Origin of the sequence: Streptomyces pristinaespiralis (genome assembly GCF_001278075.1) — a bacterium.
In the GTDB taxonomy this organism is placed as follows: domain Bacteria; phylum Actinomycetota; class Actinomycetes; order Streptomycetales; family Streptomycetaceae; genus Streptomyces; species Streptomyces pristinaespiralis.
The window spans coordinates 390,178-409,938 of the sequence record NZ_CP011340.1; the positions used below are offsets into that span (position 1 = coordinate 390,178).

General features: G+C 74.3%; 15 protein-coding genes. 4 read left to right on the forward strand and 11 right to left on the reverse strand.

What is annotated here, in order from left to right; genetic code table 11:
* Positions 1–15: 15 nt before the first annotated feature.
* From SPRI_RS01460 to SPRI_RS01475, 4 genes are all read right to left on the reverse strand, one after another.
* Positions 16–2,046, reverse strand: coding sequence for an alpha-ketoacid dehydrogenase subunit alpha/beta (locus SPRI_RS01460; RefSeq protein ID WP_005321577.1), 2,031 nt, complete (start codon positions 2,044–2,046; stop codon positions 16–18).
* Between the two features lie 177 nt (positions 2,047–2,223).
* Entirely contained in the window at positions 2,224–3,081 is an 858-nt protein-coding gene (locus SPRI_RS01465) for an AfsR/SARP family transcriptional regulator (RefSeq protein WP_005321575.1), read from the reverse strand.
* A gap of 175 nt (positions 3,082–3,256) precedes the next feature.
* Positions 3,257–4,135, reverse strand: a complete 879-nt coding sequence (locus SPRI_RS01470) for a N5-glutamine methyltransferase family protein (protein ID WP_005321573.1) — start codon at positions 4,133–4,135, stop codon at positions 3,257–3,259.
* Positions 4,132–4,521, reverse strand: coding sequence for a chorismate mutase family protein (locus SPRI_RS01475; protein ID WP_063805320.1), 390 nt, complete (start codon positions 4,519–4,521; stop codon positions 4,132–4,134). The genes SPRI_RS01470 and SPRI_RS01475 overlap by 4 nt, the downstream gene beginning before the upstream one ends.
* Before the next feature lie 99 nt (positions 4,522–4,620).
* Here SPRI_RS01475 and SPRI_RS01480 point away from each other — a divergent pair, with 99 nt between their 5' ends.
* A complete protein-coding gene (locus tag SPRI_RS01480; protein ID WP_203227954.1) occupies positions 4,621–5,448 on the forward strand; it encodes a prephenate dehydrogenase/arogenate dehydrogenase family protein in 828 nt (275 codons plus the stop codon).
* A 257-nt stretch (positions 5,449–5,705) separates the two neighbouring features.
* Here the strand turns inward: SPRI_RS01480 and pabB are convergent, their stop codons facing one another.
* The 3 genes from pabB to SPRI_RS01495 all read right to left on the reverse strand — a co-directional run bounded on the left by pabB (position 5,706) and on the right by SPRI_RS01495 (position 10,276).
* Entirely contained in the window at positions 5,706–7,865 is a 2,160-nt protein-coding gene (pabB, locus tag SPRI_RS01485) for an aminodeoxychorismate synthase component I (RefSeq protein WP_107082415.1), read from the reverse strand.
* A 21-nt stretch (positions 7,866–7,886) separates the two neighbouring features.
* Entirely contained in the window at positions 7,887–9,083 is a 1,197-nt protein-coding gene (locus tag SPRI_RS01490) for a cytochrome P450 (protein ID WP_005321566.1), read from the reverse strand.
* 125 nt (positions 9,084–9,208) lie between these two features.
* Positions 9,209–10,276 carry an ornithine cyclodeaminase family protein gene (locus SPRI_RS01495; RefSeq protein ID WP_037775551.1) on the reverse strand — a complete coding sequence of 356 codons (1,068 nt, stop codon included), beginning with the start codon at positions 10,274–10,276 and terminating at the stop codon, positions 9,209–9,211.
* Between the two features lie 243 nt (positions 10,277–10,519).
* Between SPRI_RS01495 and SPRI_RS01500 the strand changes: the two genes are divergently transcribed.
* From SPRI_RS01500 to SPRI_RS01510, 3 genes are read left to right on the forward strand one after another with little or no spacing between them, the layout of a single operon-like run.
* Positions 10,520–12,268, forward strand: a complete 1,749-nt coding sequence (locus tag SPRI_RS01500) for a (2,3-dihydroxybenzoyl)adenylate synthase (protein WP_005321560.1) — start codon at positions 10,520–10,522, stop codon at positions 12,266–12,268.
* Complete coding sequence (locus SPRI_RS01505; protein ID WP_005321557.1) at positions 12,265–13,533, forward strand: DegT/DnrJ/EryC1/StrS family aminotransferase; 1,269 nt, start codon at positions 12,265–12,267, stop codon at positions 13,531–13,533. The genes SPRI_RS01500 and SPRI_RS01505 overlap by 4 nt, the downstream gene beginning before the upstream one ends.
* Before the next feature lie 52 nt (positions 13,534–13,585).
* The gene (locus tag SPRI_RS01510) at positions 13,586–13,771 is read left to right on the forward strand and encodes a tautomerase family protein (protein ID WP_037775547.1); all 186 of its coding nucleotides are present in this window, start codon (positions 13,586–13,588) and stop codon (positions 13,769–13,771) included.
* Positions 13,772–15,010: 1,239 nt separating this feature from the next.
* Here SPRI_RS01510 and SPRI_RS01515 read toward each other — a convergent pair.
* The 4 genes from SPRI_RS01515 to SPRI_RS01530 all read right to left on the reverse strand — a co-directional run bounded on the left by SPRI_RS01515 (position 15,011) and on the right by SPRI_RS01530 (position 19,613).
* The gene (locus tag SPRI_RS01515; RefSeq protein ID WP_053556640.1) at positions 15,011–16,546 is read right to left on the reverse strand and encodes an MFS transporter; all 1,536 of its coding nucleotides are present in this window, start codon (positions 16,544–16,546) and stop codon (positions 15,011–15,013) included.
* 480 nt (positions 16,547–17,026) lie between these two features.
* The gene (locus SPRI_RS01520; RefSeq protein WP_107082416.1) at positions 17,027–18,610 is read right to left on the reverse strand and encodes an acyl-CoA carboxylase subunit beta; all 1,584 of its coding nucleotides are present in this window, start codon (positions 18,608–18,610) and stop codon (positions 17,027–17,029) included.
* Between the two features lie 148 nt (positions 18,611–18,758).
* Entirely contained in the window at positions 18,759–18,965 is a 207-nt protein-coding gene (locus tag SPRI_RS01525; protein WP_053556642.1) for an acyl-CoA carboxylase subunit epsilon, read from the reverse strand.
* A 465-nt stretch (positions 18,966–19,430) separates the two neighbouring features.
* The gene (locus SPRI_RS01530; protein ID WP_053556643.1) at positions 19,431–19,613 is read right to left on the reverse strand and encodes a DUF5302 family protein; all 183 of its coding nucleotides are present in this window, start codon (positions 19,611–19,613) and stop codon (positions 19,431–19,433) included.
* Positions 19,614–19,761: the final 148 nt, after the last annotated feature.

A 19,761-nucleotide genomic window follows, 5' to 3' on the forward strand; every position in this document is an offset into this window, starting at 1 on the left:
TTCCTTCGTCATGCCTCAGGCGAGAGTGGATCGGACGGCCGCGACCACGTCGTGCGCGGTGGGCAGGACCGCGCGTTCGAGGTCGGGGTGGAAGGGGACGTGCACGTCGTCGCGGGTCACCAGGCGCGGTGGGGCGAGCAGGGAGTAGAAGTCGTCGTCGGCGCAGAGCAGTTCGCTGATGAGGCCGGCGCCGTAGCTGCTGGTGCGGTTGTCCTCCTGGACGACGACGAGGCGTCCGGTTGCGCGCAGGGAGTCGGCGACGGCGGCGCGGTCCAGGGGGACGAGCCAGCGCAGGTCGAGGACGTCGGCGGTGATGCCGTCGGCGGCGAGGGTGTCGGCTGCCTCGGTGGCCAGTTCGGTGCCGTTGCCCCAGGTGGCGATGGTGACGTCGGTGCCGGTGCGCAGGGTGCGGGCGCCGTGGGCGGGGGCGGGGCGGGCGGCCGGTTCCTGGCGGCGGCGCATGAGGTGTTTGGGCAGCAGGATCAGGGTGGGGTCGTCGGCGGTGAAGGATTCGAGGAAGGCGGCCTCGGTGTCCTCGGGGGTGGAGGGGACGACGACGCGCAGTCCGGGCAGGTGGGTGAAGAGGCTCTCGTTGCTCTGGCTGTGCCAGATGCCGCCGCCGGGCAGGTAGCCGCCCCAGGGGGCGTAGATGACGACGGGGCACTGCCAGGCGGAGGCGGTGCGCCAGCGCAGGGTGGTCAGCTGGGCGGCGATCTGGTTCCAGGCGGGGCCTGCGAAGTCGACGAACTGCAGTTCCACGACGGGCCGCATGCCGGCGGCGGCCAGTCCGACGGCGGCGCCGACGATGGTGGCCTCCGCGAGGGGGGCGTTGGTCATCCGGGGTCCGGCGGCGGGGCCGAGTCCTTTGGTGAAGCCGAACACGCCGCCCTTGGGGTCGTCGATGTCCTCGCCGAACAGGACCAGTTCGCGGTGGCGGGCCAGTCCGGTGGCCAGGGCCCGGTTGACGGCGGCGACCATGGTCCCCCCGCACGGCGCGACGGTGACCTCCCGCCCCGCACCCCCATCCCCACCCGTGCCCGTGTCCGCGGCGGCGGTGGTGGGGGTGGTGGCGGGGCGGGGGGCGTAGAGGTGGTCGGTGATGTGCCGGGGGTCGGCGGTGGGTTCGGTGGCGACGCGGTCGTAGACGTCCTCGATCTCGCGGGCGAGGCGGGCGCGGATGTCCTCGAGCCGGCCGTCCTCGAGGACGCCTTCCGCGGTGAGGCGGGCGGCGAAGAGGTCGATGGGGTCGCGCAGGGCGGCGAGGTCGGCGGCGCTGCGGTAGACGCGGTGGTCGTCGGAGGAGGTGTGGGACTCCAGCCGGTCCAGGCGGCACCACAGGACGGTGGGGCCTTCGCCGGCGCGGGCGGCGGCCAGGGCGGCGGCGGAGGCGGTGTGGACGGCGTCGGGGTCGGCGCCGTCGACGACGGTGGTGCGGCCGGGCGGCAGGAGGCCGAGCGCGTGGGGCGACATGGTGTCGGTGGGGGTGGAGATGCCATAGCCGTTGTCGGCGACGAGGAAGACGACGGGCAGCGCCCGTTCGACGGCGAAGGCGAGCGCTTCGAAGAATTCGCCCTGCCGGGTGGAGGCGTCGCCGATGGAGCAGACGACCGCCTGGGTGCTGCCCCTGAGCCGGGCGGCCCAGGCGGCGCCGGCCGCCGGGAGGCACTGGCTTCCGGTGGGGCTGGCGATGGAGAAGACGTTTCCGGGGCGGTGGCCGAAATGGGCGCTCATATTACGGCCGGCGGAATGGGACTTCTCCTTGGCCATGAGGTCGCGGGCCTGTGCTTCCGGGTCCATTCCGCGGGCCAGCATCAATGCCCGGTCGCGGTAGTGGGGGAAGAGCAGGTCGTCGGGTTCCAGCAGTTCGCACAGGGCGGCGAGTGCCTCGTGGCCTGCGGAGGAAATGTGGAACCAGGCCTCGCCCTGGCGCAGCACGATGCCCGATCTGCGGTCGCATTCCCGGGAGAGCAGCATCAGTTCGAGAAATGCGGTCCGCCGCTGTGCGGGTATGCCGGAAGTCCCGTTTTCCTTCGTCGGGTTCGTCACGGACGAATCCTGCCGTTCGGGCCGCGGTGGAAACATCGCCCCCAGGGGCCAATAAGGCGGTGCCGGCTCGTGCGGGGCGGGGGGTGATTCACCGTGTGCGGCTAGGGAGAAAGGATGAGGTGTCCCTCGCAGGAGCCAGGGCTCGGGGGCGGGGCTCATGTCGGCCGGCCGGCCCGGTCAGCCGGCCGTGGCGGCGGGCCGGTGCCCGGCGGGCCGTCCGTCCCTGTGCCCGGCGGCCGCTGCGGCCGGGGCGGGGGGTACGGGGGTTTCGGGGCCGGCGGTGAGCAGGGAGCGCTGGAGCCGGCTGAGCTGGGCGGAGGGTTCCAGGCCCAGTTCGGTGACGAGGGTGGTGCGCAGGCGCTGGTAGACGCTCAAGGCCTCGCCGCGGCGGCCGGAGCGGTGCAGGGCGAGCATGAACTGGCCGTGCAGGCTCTCGTGGAGGCGGTGGCGGCCGACCAGGACGGTCAGTTCGGCGAGCAGTTCGCGGTGGCGGCCCAGGCGCAGGTCGGCCTCGATGCGCTGGTCCAGGGCGCACAGGCGGGCCTCTTCGAGGCGCCTGGCCTCCAGGGTGAGGCGGGCGCCGGCGGGTACGTCGGCCAGTGCGGAGCCGGTCCACAGGGACAGGGCGTCGCGCAGCCGTTTCGCGGCGCCGGGGTAGTCGCCGGCGTCCATGGCCCGGTAGCCGGCGCCGGCCCGGCGTTCGAACTCGCGGAAGTCCAGGGTGCCGCCGCCCACGTCGAGGCGGTAGCCGCCGGGTCCGGTGGTCAGGACGTCCTTGGCGGTGCGGCCGGTGTTCCCGTGGCCGAGGGCGCGGGTGATCAGTTCGCGCAGCTGGAGGATGTAGGTCTGCACGGTGGTGCGGGCGCTGCGCGGCGGTGTGGGGCCCCACAGTTCCTCGCTGAGGGCGGACATCGGCACCACCTGGCCCGCGTTGAGCGCCAGCAGGGCGAGGACCTGACGTGGTTTGGGCGCGGTGGGTGTGACGGTGATGTTGTTCTCGCGCGCCGACAGCGCGCCGAGTATGTCGATGTCCATGGCGTTTCGTCTTCCCCCTGGGCCGTGGCGTGTCCGGGACCGGTGGTCGTGGTCTCCGGTGCGGCAGGCCCCTTCTCGTTCCGGGTCCGCCACCCCGACATTAAAAAAACGGCACGGTCGGTTTGTCAATGGCGTAGGGTCGTTGCCGACAGGCCGGCCGTGCCGTGACGCCGTGTCAGGCGGGCGGTGCGCAGGTGTGGTTGCGTACGGCGGTCAGGCAGCCGTCGTTGCAGGTGGGACGGGACGAGGCGTGGCTCCAGCGGCCGGTTGCGCGGAACAGGGCGGGCACGGAGGCGAGTTGGTAGGAGCCGTGTTCGAGGAGCAGGACGCCGCCGGGGGCCAGCAGCCGGGCCGCGGTGCGTTCCATGGCGCGGATCATGCCGAGGCCCTCCTCCCCGGCCCACAGGGCCAGCGGCGGGTCGTGCTCGAGCACTTCGGGTGCGGAGGTGCGCAGTCCGATGGGGATGTAGGGCGGGTTGGTGACGACGAGGTCGACGGTGCCGCTCAGTTCGGGGAAGGCGTCGCGGGCGTCGCCCTGCACGATGCGGGCGCCGGTGCCGCGGGCGTTGCGCCGGGCGGCGCGGGCGGCGGCCTGGGAGAGTTCGATGCCCAGGACGCGGGCGGCCGGTACGTGGCGGGCCAGGGTGACGGCCATGGTGCCCGGTCCGGCGCACAGGTCGACGACCAGGGGTGCGGGGGTGCCGCGGCGGACGAGGGCCTCCAGGCGGGCGATGGCGTCCCGGGTGATCTCCTCGGTCTCGGGTTTGGGGACGAAGACGCCGGGGGCCAGGTCGAAGCGGTGGCCCATGAAGTAGGCGTGGCCGACGATGCGTTCGGCGGGTTCGCGGGTCAGACGGCGCCGGACGTAGTGCCAGAACCGGGGCGGCACCGGGCCGGCCAGGCAGGTGTCGAGGTCCCCCGGGGCGACCTGGCAGGCGTGGGCGGCCAGCAGCCGGGTGTCGGCCCGGGCGGCGTCGGCGGTGATCCCGGCGCCGGTCAGCTGCCCGGTGGCCTCGTCCAGCGCCTGGGCGAGGGTGGGTGCGGCGGCGGTCACGACACGGCCCCCCGCGCGGACGCGGACGCGTGCACGGGCGTGGGGACGGGGGCGCCGCCGGAGGCGATCCACTCGTCCTCGAGGCGGCAGGTCTCGGTGATGATCGTGTCGTACAGGGTGCGCAGGAAGGCGGGGTCGATGCCGTGGTCGGCGGCGTAGCGGGCGGCGTTGGCGTGGACCTGGGCGATCCGGTGGGGCTGCATCATCGGCACCTGGTGGAGGCGCTTGTACTCGCCGATGCGCAGGCAGATGTCCAGGCGTGTGCGGACGGCGTCCAGCAGGGCGGCGTCCGCGGCGTCCAGGCGGGCGCGCAGCGCGTCGAGGGGGTCGGTGGCGGGGGCGGGCCCGGTGGCGGGCGGGGCGGCGGGGATGGCGGGCGGGGTCATGGTTCTTCCTCCGTACCGGGGGGATCGGGAACGCGGATGAGGGGTGGTTCGGTGTTCGGGCGTTGTGTGGTGGTGGGCGGGGCCGGTGCGGTGGGCCGCATGTTCAGCCACTGGCTGGTGCGTTCGGGGGTGGCGGTGACCTGGCTGGACGTGGCCGGGGCCGGTGCGGCGGACGGGGTGCGGGTGGTGGCCGGTGATGTGCGGCGGCCGGGGCCGGAGGCGGTCGCGGCGCTGGCGGCGGCGGACGTGGTGGTGCTGGCGGTGCCGGAGCCGGTGGCGTGGGAGGCGGTGGAGGTGCTGGCGGGGGTGATGCGGCCCGGTGCGGTGCTCGCGGACACCTTGTCGGTCAAGAGCCGGATCGCCGGGCGGCTGCGTGAGGCGGCGCCGGGGCTGCAGGCGGTGGGGCTGAACCCGATGTTCGCCCCCTCGCTGGGTCTTCAGGGGCGGCCGGTGGCGGCGGTGGTGGTCACCGACGGGCCCGGTGTGCGGGCCCTGGTGGAGCTGGTGGCCGGGTGGGGGGCCCGGGTGGTGGAGATGCCGGCGCGGCGGCACGACGAGCTGACCGCCGCGCAGCAGGCCGCCACGCATGCCGCGGTGCTGGCCTTCGGGCTGGGCCTGGGTGAGCTGTCGGTGGACGTGGGGGCGCTGCGGGACAGTGCCCCGCCGCCGCATCTGGCGATGCTGGCGCTGCTGGCCCGGATCGCCGGCGGGACGCCGGAGGTGTATTTCGACATCCAGGCCGCCAACCCCGGCGCGCCGGCCGCGCGGCAGGCGCTGGGCCGCGGCCTGGTGCGGCTGGGGCAGGCCGTCGAGAGGGGCGACGAGGAGACGTTCGCCGCCCTGTTCGCCGAACTGCGCGGTGTGCTGGGCGAGCACGGTGCGGAGCTGGAACGGCTGTGCGCGCGGATGTTCACCGCCCTGCACTGACCGTCCCCCGCCCCGCCCCGCCACCGTGCCGGTCGCCGGGCACGCCGGGCCCACGTCCGGGCCCGCCGCCGTGCCGGTCGCCGGGCACGCCGGGCCCACGTCCCGGCCCACGTCCCGGCCCGCCGCCGGCCCCGCCGCCGGGTCCGTCACCCGGTCCGCGAGCGGACCCGTCGCCGGGTCGGCCGCCGGGCGGCACCGCGCGCGGCCGCCCCGGGGGTGAGCCGGGGTTGCGGTGGCGGGGTGGGGCGGTGGGTGGGTCACCGCAGGCTGCCGGCCAGGAGTTCACGGTCCGAGGCGGTGGCGGCCGCGTGTGCCTGGCGCAGGGCGGCGAGGGTGGTCTGCGCCTTGAGGAGCATTTCGCGGACCTCGTCGTCGGGGTCGGACAGGGCGACGACGGCGCCGCCCACGCCGATGGTGGCGGCCTCCTCGGTGGCGACGATGGTGCGGATGACGATGCTGAGGTCGGCCGCGCCGCTGAGGGCGAAGTAGCCCAGCGCGCCCGAGTACACGCCGCGCGGGCCCTTCTCGAGCCGGTCGATGAACTGCATGGTGCGGACCTTGGGCGCGCCGGTCATCGACCCGCCGGGGAAGGCGGCCCGTACCGCGCGGGGGCGGGAGACGTCGGCCGCCAGGCGGCCGCGGACCGTGCTGACGAGCTGGTGGACGGTGGCGTAGGTCTCCACCTCGAACAGGCCCGGTACGTGGACGGAGCCGATGTCGCAGACCTGGCCGAGGTCGTTGCGGACCAGGTCGACGATCATCAGGTTCTCGCTGCGGTCCTTCTCGGCCGCGGCGAGGGAGGCCTTGACGGCGGCGTCCTGGGCGGGGCCGGCGCCGCGGGGGCGGGTGCCCTTGATGGGTTTGGACTCCGCCCAGCCGTCCGCGCCGATGCGCAGGAACCGTTCGGGTGAGGAGCTGAGCACGGTGGCCCCGGGGAACTGCAGGTAGGCGGCGTAGGGGGCGGGGCTGACGGTGCGCAGGGCGCGGTAGGCGGTGAGCGGGTCGATCCGGCCGGGCACCCGGAGCATGTTCGTCAGGCACACCTCGTAGGTCTCGCCGTCGGTGATCAGGCGGCGGCATTCCTCGACCAGTTCCCGGTAGCGGGGCAGGCTGTGGCGGTAGTGGACGTCCAGGGCGGGCAGTTGGTCGTCGGGCAGCAGGGTGAAGGGCGGGCGGGGGGCGGTGGTGGCGAGGGTCCGGGCGGCGTCGGTGAGCCAGCGTTCGGCGGCGGGTGCGGTGGCGGGCCGTCGGGTGCTGCTCAGTGCCAGGAGCCAGGCCCGGCCCTGTTCGTGGTCGAGGGCGAGCATCCGGTCGGCGAACATGAAGGCGCCGTCGGGCAGTTCGCCGCGGTGGGCGTCCTCGCCGCCGCTGTCGGCCTTGGTCTCGTAGCCGAGGTAGCCGACGTAGCCGAGGTTGAACTCGAAGGGCAGGCCGGTGGCGGGCAGGGCGCGGGCGGCCAGTTCGTGTTCCAGGTGGTCGAAGAGGGTGCCGGGCCGGCGGGTCTCGCCGCCTGAACCGTCCTTGACGCGCACGGCCCGGTCGGCGACGTCGTAGGTGATCTGTTCGCCGAGCGGGCCGGCGGGGGCGCCGAGGAAGGTGAAGCGGGCGAGGCCCGGCTCGACGCGGCTGCTGTCGAGCCAGAACCGGGCCGGGGCGTCGGCGAACAGGGCGGTGAACGCGGCGTCCGCGTCGGGCACGCAGGCGACCTCGCGCACATGCAGCCGGTACTCCCCCACCGGCGCGGACGCGGGCGGTGCCGGTGCGGGGGCGGGGGCGGGGGCGGGTGCGGGTGCGGGTATGCGTTCGGTGTGCGGGGGGCGGTGGCCGGCCGCGCGCAGGGACAGGTCGCGGAAGTTGGCGAGCATCCGGTGGCCGTGTTCGCTGCTGATCGATTCGGGGTGGAACTGCACGCCGAAGCGGGGCAGGTGGCGGTGGGCGACGGCCATCAGCTGCCCGTCGGCGGTGTGGGCGGTGGCGCGCAGGTCGGCGGGCAGTTGCCGGACGGTCAGCGAGTGGTAGCGGACCACGGTCAGCGGGGAGGGGATGTTCGCGAACAGGCCCTGCCCGTCGTGGCGGATGTCGCTGGTGCGGCCGTGAAAGGGTTCGGGTGCGTGGACGACGGCGGCGCCGGCGAGCAGGCACAGGGCCTGGTGGCCCAGGCACACCCCGAGCAGCGGCAGGTCCCATTCGGTGATCACCCGGCGGCTGAGGCCCAGGTCGGTGTCGGTGGCGGGGTGGCCGGGGCCGGGTGAGACGACGACGTTGTCGAAGTCGCCCGGCGCCAGGGCCTGCCAGGTGCGGGTGTCGTCGTTGCGGACGACGAGCGGAGCGGCGCCGTTCACCTCGGCCAGCATCTGGAAGAGGTTGTAGGTGAACGAGTCGTAGTTGTCGATCAGCAGGGTTCGCACGGTGCGCACCAGGTGGCCCCCTTGTCTGTGTCAGCCGCGCCGTACGGTCAGCGGCAGGTTCTTGACGCCGAACAGTCCGTCGCGGTGGTAGCGCAGTTTTGCGCCGTCGGTGGGCGAGAAGTCGGGGAAGCGGTCGAAGAGGGCTTCCAGGGCGATGCGGCCCTCCAGGCGGGCGAGCGGGGCGCCCAGGCAGTAGTGGATGCCGTGGCCGAAGGCGATCTGGCGGCCTTCGCGGGCGAGGTCGAGGTGGTCGGGGTCGGTGAAGACCTGTTCGTCGTGGTTGGCGGACAGCAGGGAGGGCACGACCATGCGTCCGGCGGGGATGGTGGTGCCGGCGAGGACGGTGTCCTTGGTGGTGACGCGGGCCATGACGGTGATCGGCGGCCGCAGCCGCAGTACTTCTTCGATCAGGGCGGGGATCAGGGACCGGTCGGCGCGGGCGGCGGCCTCGGCCCGGGGGTGGTCCTTCAGGCACAGCACGGTGTTGCCGAGCAGCATGGAGGTGGAGACGTGGCCGGCCATCAGCAGCAGCGCCCCGAATTCGACGATCTGCTCGTCGGTGAGTCGTTCGCCCTCCACGCGGGCGGCGACGAGTGCGGAGATCAGGTCGTTCGCGGGGCGGGCGCGGCGGTCGGTGACGTGGTCGTGGAGGTAGGCGTGCATGGCGCGCATGGGTTCTTTGACGAGGCGTTGGTAGTCCTCGTCGGCGTCGTCGCCGAACTGCATGTCCGCCGGGTCGGCGACCTGCATCTGCAGCATCCGGTCGGACCAGGAGCGGAACAGGGTGCGGTCGGCGGGCGGCACGCCGAGGAGTTCGGCGATCACGATCACGGGCAGCGGGTAGGCGAAGTCGGCGACGAGGTCGAACGTGTCGCCGTCGACGGCGTCGAGCAGTTGCCCGGCCAGTTCGGTGACGCGTGGTTCGAGGTCGGCGACGGTGCGGGGGGTGAAGGCCTGGCTGACCAGGCGGCGCAGGGTGCGGTGCATCGGCGGGTCGATGACCGACAGGATCTGTTCGCTCAACGCCTGGGAGCCGGGCCGTAGCCGGCTGAGCTGGGAGGAGTAGACGCCGGGGTCGGAGGCGACGGTGAGGACGTCGGCGTGCCGGAAGACGTGGAAGGCACCGTATTCGTCCTCGTGGACGGGGTGGTGGTGGCGCATCTCGCGCAGCCAGGCGAGCAGTTCACGGCCGCCGTCGTCGGTGGTGGGCCGGGGGGTGGGGGGCATCTCTCTCCTCGCGAGGGCGTCGTGGGTGCCCCGGCCCGGCCGGGCATGGGGGCCGGCGGGAGGAGGGCCGGGCCGGCCGGGCGGGGGTCTCGAAAAAGAGCGGGGGTCCCGAAAAAAGGGGGGGGTCAGTGGGCGGGGGCGGCCAGGGGCAGGGGCAGGGGCTGGAGGGCGTAGGGGTCCAGGGCGTCGCCGGGGTGGTGTTCGATGCCCACCCGGATGCCCAGGTCCCGTTCGGCGGCGGCCTCGAGGAACACTTCCATCGCCAGGGCGTCCTCGAAGGCGAAGCCGGTGGAGTCGAAGACGCTCAGGGTGTCCTGCCGGCCGGCGGCGGCCGCCGGGTCGGCGCACAGGTGGGCCAGCTGCGGGCCGAGCCGGTCGGCGGAGAGTTGCTGGCACTCGCCCTCGCGCAGCGCCTGCTCGGGGTGGTCGGCGGTGACGAACGCCCGCTCGAGCAGGCCGAGCGGCAGTTCCGTCTTGCCGACGAGGTCCGCGCCGACGGCGTTGATGTGCAGGTGCTCGCGGACGCCGGTGTCGGGCAGGACCGGGCCCTGGCCGACGGCTACCGAGGTGGCGGTGGAGATGACGTCGGCCTCGGCGGCGATCCGGGCGGGCTCGGCGATCTCGACGCTGACGCCGGTGAACGCGGCGCGCCGGGCGAAGCTTTCCCGGTGGGCGGGGTCGGTGTCCCACACCAGGGCCCGTTGCAGGGGCAGTACCAGGGACAGGGCGTGCAGTTGGGTGACGGCCTGGGCGCCGGTGCCGATCAGTCCCAGGGTGTGGCTGTCGGGGCGGGCCAGCAGGCGGGAGGCGACGGCGGAGGCGGCGCCGGTGCGCAGGGCGGTGAGCAGCACGCCGTCCATCAGGGCGGTCAGGGCGCCGGTGGTGTCGTCGTAGCGGGCGACGGTGCCCAGGATGGTCGGCAGGCCGAAGCGGGCGGGGTTGGCGGGGCTGTAGCCGACGGTCTTGAGGGTGATGTGGTCGCCGGGTTCGCGGTGCGGCATCCATTCCCAGATGCCGGGCACGGGTTCGCTGCGTTCCAGTCCGCCGCGCAGCGGGGACAGGTGCCGCTCGCCGCGGCCGATCTCGGCCAGTCCGCCGGTGAGGCGGTCGATGATGCGGCGCATGAGTTCGTCGCGGCCGACGGCGGCCACCACCTCGGCGACGTCGCGCCGGCCCAGGACCCAGGTCTCCATCGGGTGCTCCCCTTGTGTTGTTTCTTCTCGTCCGTGCGTGGTGTCGGCCTGCCGGTCGCCGGCCCGCTGTCGCCGCGGCCCGGTGTGCCGGGCCCCGTGGGCGGCATCCTGTCCGGCCCGGCTGACGCCGCCCTGATCGGCTCCTGACGGAGCGGCGGCGCGCGGGCGCGGCGCATCAGCGGCGTGTCAACGGCGCTGCCGACACTGGGCGCGACGCGAGGACGAAGCCGGAAAGGACCAACGATGCTGGACGGATGCGTTCCCTGGCCCGAGGATGTGGCCGCGAAGTACCGGGCGGCCGGCTACTGGCGGGGCGAGCCGCTGGGCATGCTGCTGGGCCGCTGGGCGGAGCAGTACGGCGAGCGGGAGGCGCTGGTCGGCGCGGACGGGTGCTCCCGTGTCACCTACCGTGCCCTGGACCGCTGGTGCGACCGGCTGGCGGCGGGGTTCGCGGCGCGCGGGATCGGCGCCGGCGAGCGGGTGCTGGTGCAGCTGCCGAACACGCCCGAGTTCGTCGCGGTGTGCTTCGCGCTGTTCCGTCTGGGCGCGCTGCCGGTGTTCGCGCTGCCCGCGCACCGTGCCGCCGAGGTGGGGCACCTGCTCGAGCTGTCCGGCGCCGTCGCCCACATCCTGCCGGGCACCGGCACCGGCTACGACCATGTCGCGGCGGCCGTGGAGGCCCGTGCCCGCCGTGCCCGCCCGGTGCAGGTGTTCGTGGCGGGCGAGGCGCCCGCGGTGCTGCCCGAGGGGTTCACCGCGCTGGCCGACGTGGACGGCGACCCGGTGGCGCCGGCGGACGTGGACGCCTCCGACGTGGCGTTCTTCCTGCTGTCCGGGGGGACGACCGCGCTGCCGAAGCTGATCCCGCGCACCCACGACGACTACGCCTACCAGTGCCGGGTCACGGCCGGTATCTGCGGCCTGGACGCGGACAGTGTCTATCTGGCGGTGCTGCCGGCCGAGTTCAACTTCCCCTTCGGCTGCCCGGGCATCCTGGGCACCCTGCACGCCGGCGGGCGGGTGGTGTTCGCGCTGTCACCGCAGCCCGAGGAGTGCTTCGCGCTGATCGAACGCGAACACGTCACCTTCACCTCCGTCATCCCCACGATCGTGCACCTGTGGCTGGCGGCCGCCGCACAAGGCCACGGCCGCGACCTGGGCAGCCTTCAGCTGCTGCAGGTCGGCAGCGCCAAACTCCACGAGGAGCTCGCCGCCCGGATCGGCCCCGAACTGGGGGTGCGGCTGCAGCAGGTGTTCGGCATGGCCGAGGGACTGCTGACCTTCACCCGCGACGACGACCCGGCGGACGTGGTGCTGCGCACCCAGGGCCGGCCGGTGTCCGAGGCCGACGAGATACGCGTCGCCGACCCCGACGGCCGGCCCGTGCCCCGCGGTGAGACCGGTGAACTGCTCACCCGCGGCCCCTACACGCTGCGCGGCTACTACCGGGCCCCCGAGCACAACGCCCGCGCGTTCACCGAGGACGGCTTCTACCGCAGCGGCGATCTGGTGCGGCTCACCGCCGACGGGCAGTTGGTGGTGGAGGGCAGGATCAAGGACGTCGTCATCCGCGGCGGCGACAAGGTCTCCGCGACCGAGGTCGAGGGCCACCTGGGCGCCCACCCCGACGTCCAGCAGGCCGCCGTCGTCGCCATGCCCGACCCGGTGTGGGGCGAGAAGGTCTGCGCCTACATCGTGCCCGCACCCGGCCGTCCCGCACCGCCGATGGCGGCGCTGCGCCGGCTGCTGCGCGCGCGGGGACTGGCCGACTACAAGCTTCCCGACCGGGTGGAGGTCGTCGACGCGTTCCCGCTGACCGGCCTCAACAAGGTCGACAAGAAGGCCCTGGCGGCCGACATCGCCGCCAAGACCGCCCCCACCCGCCCCACCACCGCCGGCCACGGCCCGACCACGGACGGCGATACGGCCGGTGGGGGTGGGTCCGCGGGCGGGGTGACGGCCGCCGGTGGCGGGCGGGAGGAGGCGGCGTGAGCGGGCCCGGGCCCGAGGGCGGCTACCGGGTGCCGTTCGCGCGACGCGGTTCGGTGGTGGGCGAGGCGGACCTGGCGGCGCTGGGCGAACTGGTCCGCTCGGGCCGGTCGCTGACGTCGGGGGTGTGGCGGGAGCGGTTCGAGGAACAGTTCGCCCGCCTGACCGGCGCCCGGCACGCGCTCAGTGTCACCAGCGGCACCGTCGCGCTGGAACTGGCGGTGCGGATGCTGGACCTGGCGCCGGGCGACGAGGTGATCGCCACCCCGCAGACGTTCCAGGCGACGGTGCAGCCGCTGCTCGACCACGACGTGCGGCTGCGGTTCTGCGACATCGACCCGGACACCCTCAACCTCGACCCGGCGGTGCTGGAGACGCTGATCACCGACCGCACCCGGGCGATCCTGCTCGTCCACTACGGCGGCAACCCGGCCGACATGGACCGCATCATGGCCCTGGCCCGCAAGCGCGGCATCATCGTCGTCGAGGACAGCGCGCACGCGCTGGGCGCCGTGTACCGGGGGCGGCGGCCGGGGGCACTGGCGGACATCGGCTGCTTCAGTTTCCACTCCACGAAGAACATCACCACCCTCGGCGAGGGCGGCATGATCACCCTGTCGCGTGACGAGTGGGCCCAGCGGGTGGGACGTATCCGCGACAACGAGGCCGACGGCGTGTACGCGGCGCTGCCGGACTCCGCGCGGGCGGGTGCTCCGGCGCTGCTGCCGTGGATGAAGTTCGCGGAGGGTGTGTACGGTCACCGGGCGGTCGGGGTCCGCGGGGCGGGCACGAACGCGACGATGTCGGAGGCGGCGGCGGCGGTGGGCGTGGTGCAACTGGCGTCGCTGGAGCGGTTCGTGGCCCGGCGCCGGAGCATCGCGCAGCGGCTGGACGAGGCCGTGGCCTCGGTGGCCGGCACCCGGCTGCACCGGGCGGCGGCGGACAGTCTGCACGCCTACCACCTGTACACGTTCTTCCTCACCGGCGGCCGGCAGGTGCGGGAGCGGTTCGTGCGCGCCCTGGACCGGCTGGGTGTGGAGGTCCAGTTGCGGTACTTCCCGCTCCATCTGTCGCCCGAGTGGCGGCTGCGCGGCCACGGGCCGGGCGAGTGTCCGACGGCCGAACGGGTCTGGTTCGAGGAGCACATGAACCTGCCGTGCCATCCCGGTCTGAGTGACGGCCAGGTCGACTACATGGTCGAGGCGGTCACCCGCGCCCTGCACGAGGCCCACGGCACGGGGACGCGGGTGGCGGCCGGGCACCTGTGACACCGTCCGCATCCGGCCGGTGGTTTTCCAAGACCGAGGGAGAGGCAGGCGTATGCCGTTCATCGAAGTGAAGATCTACGACCGGCGGCTCGACGAGGAGTCGGAACGTGCCCTGATCGAGCGTCTGACCCAGGCGACGGTCGACGTGTTCGGCGAGGACATCCGCGACCAGACCTGGATCGCGCTGACCGCCGTCCCCCCACGCCGCTGGGGCCTGGGCGGCGTCCCGGGCCAGTAACCCGGCCACCCCGCCGCCCACTCCCCCACACCGGGGCGGGCGACCGCGACGCGGGGCGCTGCTGGCTGCCGTGCGGGCGCTGTGGCGGCGCGGGCCAGCGTCGACCGTGCCGGGCCGCGGTCGGCCGCGCGGGCAGGCGTCGGCCGTGCCGGGCAGGCGTCGACCGTGCCGGGCCGCGGTCGGCCGGGCGGGGCTGTTGGCGTGCCCGCCGCTGATGACCGTCCCGGCGGGTCGACCGCGCCCGCCGCCTGCCGGCCCGGCGTTCCCCATGCCGGACGCGATCGGCCGCGCAGGGCCGTTGGCCCTCGGCCCCAGCTCCCCGAACCCGGCGCCGCCGGCCGCGCCCGGCGCTTCTCCGCGCCCGCCGCCGCCTGCCGGCCCGGCGTCCCCCATGCCGGACGCGATCGGCCGCGCAGGGCCGTTGGCCCTCGGGCCCACGCTCCCCGAACCCGGCGCCGCCCGCCGCGCCCGGCGCTGATGACCGTCCCGGCGGGTCGACCGCGCCCGCCGCCTGCCGGCCCGGTGTTCTCCATGCCGGACGCGATCGGCCACGCAGGACCGTTGGCCCTCGGGCCCACGCTCCCCGAACCCGGCGCCGCCTGCCGCGCCCGGCGCTGTTGGCCGTCCGGCCGATGTTCCCCGTACCGGGCGCCGGTGGCCGGGCGGGCGCTGCTTACCGGCCGCCGTCTTTCCTCCCGGTACCGCTGTGACGGGGCGGGGGCGCTATGGCCTTGTCGGCCGCCGGCCTTCGTGCCCGGTGCCGGCCGCGTGCCGGCCGAACCCCTTCTCCGTGCCCGGCGCTGGATCGCCGTGCAGGCAGGCGTCGACCGTGCCCGGCGCTGTCGGCCGTGCGGGCGCTGCTTGCAGTGCCGGCCGCCGGCTTCCGCGGCGCGGCGCGGCCTGCGCAACCGCCGCTTCCCACGTCGGGCGGGCTTCGCGGCACGGGACGGTCGTAGTGCGTGCCGACCGCTGCCGGTCGTGCGGGGCTGGTGGCCGTGCGGTCACCGTTCCGCGTGCCAGGCGCTGCCTGACGCGGCCGCCGCTCCTCCGCGCCGCCGTTGTCGGCCCGTGCCCGGCCGGGGTCCGTTCCGGCGCCCGGCGCTGTCGGCCGTGCGGGGGCTGTGTGTGTGGGGGCTGTGTGTGTGGGCAGGGCAGCGGCACGGCCCCGCCCCTGTGGGTCCCGGTGGGGAGCCGCAGGGGTGGGGCCGTGGGTTGTGTGGTGGCCCGGCGGGCCGGGGGTCAGGCGGTGGTGGTGGGTTCGGGGGTGGGGGCGGTGGGCTGGGGGGCGGCCTTGCGGTCGGCGCGGTGCAGCAGCAGCGCGGCGAGCAGGCCGCCGGTGAACACGGCGGCGGCGCCGATGAGTTGGCTGGTGTTCACCGCGTCGGCGAACGCGTCGTGGACCTGCCCGGCCTGTTGGGGTGTGGCGTCGCGCAGTGCCTCGTCGAGGGAGCCGGTGCCGGTGATGGCGGCGGGCAGTTGGGAGGCGAAGCGGGAGCCGAGGACGGCGCCGAGGATCGCCACTCCCAGTCCGCCGCCGAACTCGGTCAGGGTGCCCTGCACGCCCGCTCCGGCCCCGGCCTTGGCGGGCGGGATGGAGGACATGACGGCGGTGGCCATGGCGGGCATGGCCAGTGCGATGCCCGCGCCCATGAGGAGCAGGCCGGCGAGCATGCCGCCGTAGCCGGCGTCGGGGCCCGATCCGCCGACGGCCACCGCGCTGAGGCCGGCGGCCAGCAGTGTCATGCCCAGGGCGATGCTGCGGGCGGTGCCGAGCGCGGCGAGGAGTTTCGCGCCGAGGCCGGCCAGGTTGAGGGCGACGATCGTCAAAGCCAGTGGCGCGGTGCGCAGGCCGGCCTGCAGGGCGTCGTAGCCGAGGACGAGTTGGAGGTGCTGGGTGAGCAGGAACAGCGAGCCGGCCATGCCGAAGGCGACGAGCAGTCCGCCGGCGACGGCGCCGTTGAAGCGCCGGTCGGTGAAGAAGCCCATGTCGAGCATGGGGTGGGGGGTGTGCAGTTCCCAGCGGACGAACGCGGTGAGCGCGGCGGCGCCGACGGCGGCCGGCAGGAGGACCTGCGGGGCCGTCCAGCCGTGTTCGGGGCCGGAGATGATGGCGTAGACGACGCCGACCATGCCGAGGGTGGAGAGCACGGCGCCGAGCAGGTCGGGGCGCCGGCCTTGCGGGTTCTTCGTCTCGGGCACCAGGCGGGCGACGGCCAGCAGGCCCAGCAGCGCGACGGGCAGGTTGATCAGGAAGATGGAGCCCCACCAGAAGTGGTCGAGGAGGGCGCCGCCGAGCAGCGGGCCGGCCGCGAAGCCCAGTGAGCTGGCCGCTCCCCACAGGCCGATCGCCCGGGGGCGTTCGTCGTCGTCGAAGACCTGCATGATGACGGCGAGGGTGGTGGTCGCCAGCAGCGCCCCGCCCACGCCCATGCCGGCCCGGGCGGCGATGAGTTGGGCGGAGTCCTGGGCGAAGGCCGCCCAGGCGGACCCGGCGCCGAAGAGCACCAGTCCGAGCATCAGCAGCCGTTTGCGGCCGTAGCGGTCGGCGAGGCTGCCCGCGGTGAGCAGCAGCCCGGACTGCACGAGCGCGTAGGCGTTGATCATCCACTGGATGTCGGCGGTGCTGGCGCCCAGGTCGGTGGTGAGCACCGGGATGGCGACGTTGAGGACGGTGTTGTCGAGCAGGACGACGAGTTGGGCCAGGCAGATCACGCCGAGGATGACCCAGCGCCTGGGGTCACGGTCGGCCGCGGGCGCGGGCCGGGTGCTGTGCAAGGGATGTCTCCAGGGGGTAGGGGCCCGCTGGTCGTGGGACCGTGAAGTCCGCACGGGCCCGGAGCGGTTGTTCTGTTCGTGCGGTGCCGGGGCCCGCGGCCCCCGCACCTCCCCCACGGCCCGGCGGGCCCGCCAGGGCCCTGGGCGAGGGGATCCCCGTCACTGCGGGAGACTTACCGGCACCGGCCCGGGGCCTCCCGGCCACGGCACGGGAGTCACCGGGTGTGACACGCGAGTTGCCGGTCAGGGCATGGGAGTTACCGGGTACGGCGCCCGAGTTACCGGTCACGGCGCGGGAGGCGCTGGCCACGGCGCGGGAGTTGCCGGGTACGGCGCCCGAGTTGCCGGGCACGGTGCGGGAGTCGCCCCGGTGACGGCCCGGCCGAGTACCTGCCACGGCGTCCGAGTTGCCGGTGACGGCGTCCGAGTGGCCGTGGGGGCGGCCGGGCCGGGTGCCGGTGACGGCAGCCGGGTTGCCGGTCACTGCGGCGGGTTGCCGTGCTTGCGCGACGGCAGGTCGGCGTGCTTGGTGCGGAGCATCGCGAGGGACCGGATGAGGACCTCGCGGGTCTCGGCGGGGTCGATGACGTCGTCGACCAGGCCGCGTTCGGCCGCGTAGTAGGGGTGCATCAGCTCGGCCTTGTACTCCTTGACCATGCGCGCCCGCATCGCCTCGGGGTCCTCGGCATCGGCGATCTGCCGACGGAAGATCACATTCGCCGCGCCCTCCGCGCCCATCACCGCGATCTCGTTGGTGGGCCACGCGTAGGTCAGATCCGCGCCGATCGACTGCGAATCCATCACGATGTACGCCCCGCCGTACGCCTTGCGCAGGATCAGCGAGATCCGCGGCACCGTGGCGTTGCAGTACGCGTACAGCAGCTTCGCACCGTGGCGGATGATGCCGCCGTGCTCCTGGTCCACACCCGGCAGGAAGCCGGGCACGTCCAGCAGCGTGACGATCGGAATGTTGAACGCGTCGCACATCTGCACGAACCGGGCGGCCTTCTCGGAGGCCTCGATGTCCAGCACCCCGGCCAGCGACTGCGGCTGGTTCGCCACGATCCCCACCACCTGCCCGTCCAGACGGGCCAGCGCACAGATGATGTTCCGGGCCCAGCGCTCGTGGACCTCGAGGAAGTCACCGTCGTCGACGAGCTCCTCGATCACCCGGTGCATGTCGTAGGGGCGGTTGCCGTCCGCCGGCACCAGGTCCAGCAGCACGTCCGAGCGCCGGTCGGCCGGATCGTCACCCGCCGTGGCCGGCGGGTTCTCCCGGTTGTTCGAGGGCAGCATCGACAGCAGGTAGCGGACCTCCGCGATGCACGTCTCCTCGTCGTCGTAGGCGAAGTGCGCCACACCCGAGGTCTCCGCGTGCACATCCGCACCACCCAGACCGTTCTGGGTGATCTCCTCACCCGTGACCGCCTTCACCACGTCCGGCCCGGTGATGAACATCTGCGACGTCTCACGCACCATGAACACGAAATCCGTCAGCGCCGGACTGTAGGCCGCGCCACCCGCACACGGACCCAGCATCACCGAGATCTGCGGAATCACCCCCGACGCACGCGTATTGCGCTGGAAGATCCCCCCATACCCCGCAAGCGCCGACACACCCTCCTGGATCCGGGCCCCGGCACCGTCGTTCAGCGACACCAACGGCGCACCCGCCGCGATCGCCATGTCCATGATCTTGTGAATCTTCGTGGCATGCGCCTCACCCAGCGCACCACCGAAGATCCGGAAATCATGGGCATAGACGAACACCGTCCGCCCCTCCACCGTCCCCCACCCGGTGATCACACCATCGGTGTACGGCTTCTTCGCCTCCAGACCGAAACCCGACGCACGATGCCGCCGCAGCTGCTCCACCTCACGGAACGAACCCTCGTCCAGCAACAGAGCAATCCGCTCACGCGCCGTCAGCTTGCCCTTCGCATGCTGCGCCTCGGTCGCCCGCTCACTCGGCCCACGCACAGCCTGCTCACGCAACGCCCTCAGCTCGGCCACCCGACCCCGGGCGTCGGCGGGCCCCGCGTCGGCAGGGATGTCCTTCACCATCACCACGACTCCTCGTCCCTTCTCTCCTCGACCGGGGCGGCGGCCGGCGGGCCACCCCCACACAGTAACAAACCGCTTGTGCGGTTTTTCTGGTGTGGGGGTGGGGATGGCCGGTCCTCGCCCGTGAACCTGTGTGCGGGCGGGTGGGTCATCGCCAGCTGTGCGGGGCGCGGAAGGCGCCGGCCGCCTGCCGGCGCCAGTACGCGCGGGTGTGTGTGGTGTCCGGTTCCTGCGGGGTGCGGCGGGTGGCGAGCAGGGAGAACAGCGTCGCGGTGACGGCGGCGAGTTCTTCGGTGCTGGCCACGCCGCGCTCGACGCGCAGGAGGGTGGCGGTGTCGTCGTGGGCAGGTGTCATGTCGTCCCCAATTTCCTTCGGCGTGCGGCTACGGCGTGGCCCGGACCCCGGCCGGATCTCGACCGGGGCCCGGGCGGGCGGGGTTGGGCGGGGTGCGGCCCGGATGGGGCCGGGTCCGGCCGGTGGGTGCGGCCGGTGGGCGGGCCAGGGGTGCGGCCCGGGTGGGCCGGGTGGGCCGGGGGTTCGGTCCGGCCCCGGGTGCGGCTCGGGATGGGCCGGGACGGGGCCAGGGGATCCGGCCGGTGGGTGCGGCCGGGATCCGGCCCGGTGGGTGCGGACCTGTGCCGACGGGTCCGGCCGGGTGGGCCGGGTGGGTGCGGCTCGGTCCGGCCGGTGGGTGCGGCCGGGGTGCGGCCCGGTGGGGGAAGGGGGCCGGCGGCAACGGTGGCGCCGGCCCCGGTGCGCGGGCCCGGTGCGTGTGGCCCGGTGGGCCGTGCGCGGGGCGTTGGGGTGGGCCGGGTGGTGTCAGCCGGTCTTGCGCCGCTGGAAGGTGCGCCGGCCGGCCGGGCCGCCGGCGTGGCGGGCCTTCACGCGGCTCTCTTCCTGGGCCGCCTTGGCGAGCGCGTTGTGCTCCTTGCGCTCGAGCGCCTGCCGGAACCGGCGCTTGGCCTCCTGGGCGGCCTCGTTGCGCTCGGGTGTATCGGTCATGGATGCCTCCTGGGCTGGTCGACGGCGGCGCGTGCGGCTCGCCCCGGGGACGGGCGGGAAGGCGGGACACTCCCCCGCCCGGCCGGGCGGCCGGTGCGCCCAGCCCACCGCGCCCCGCTCGAGAAACGGTCGACGTTCGCTCGCGACG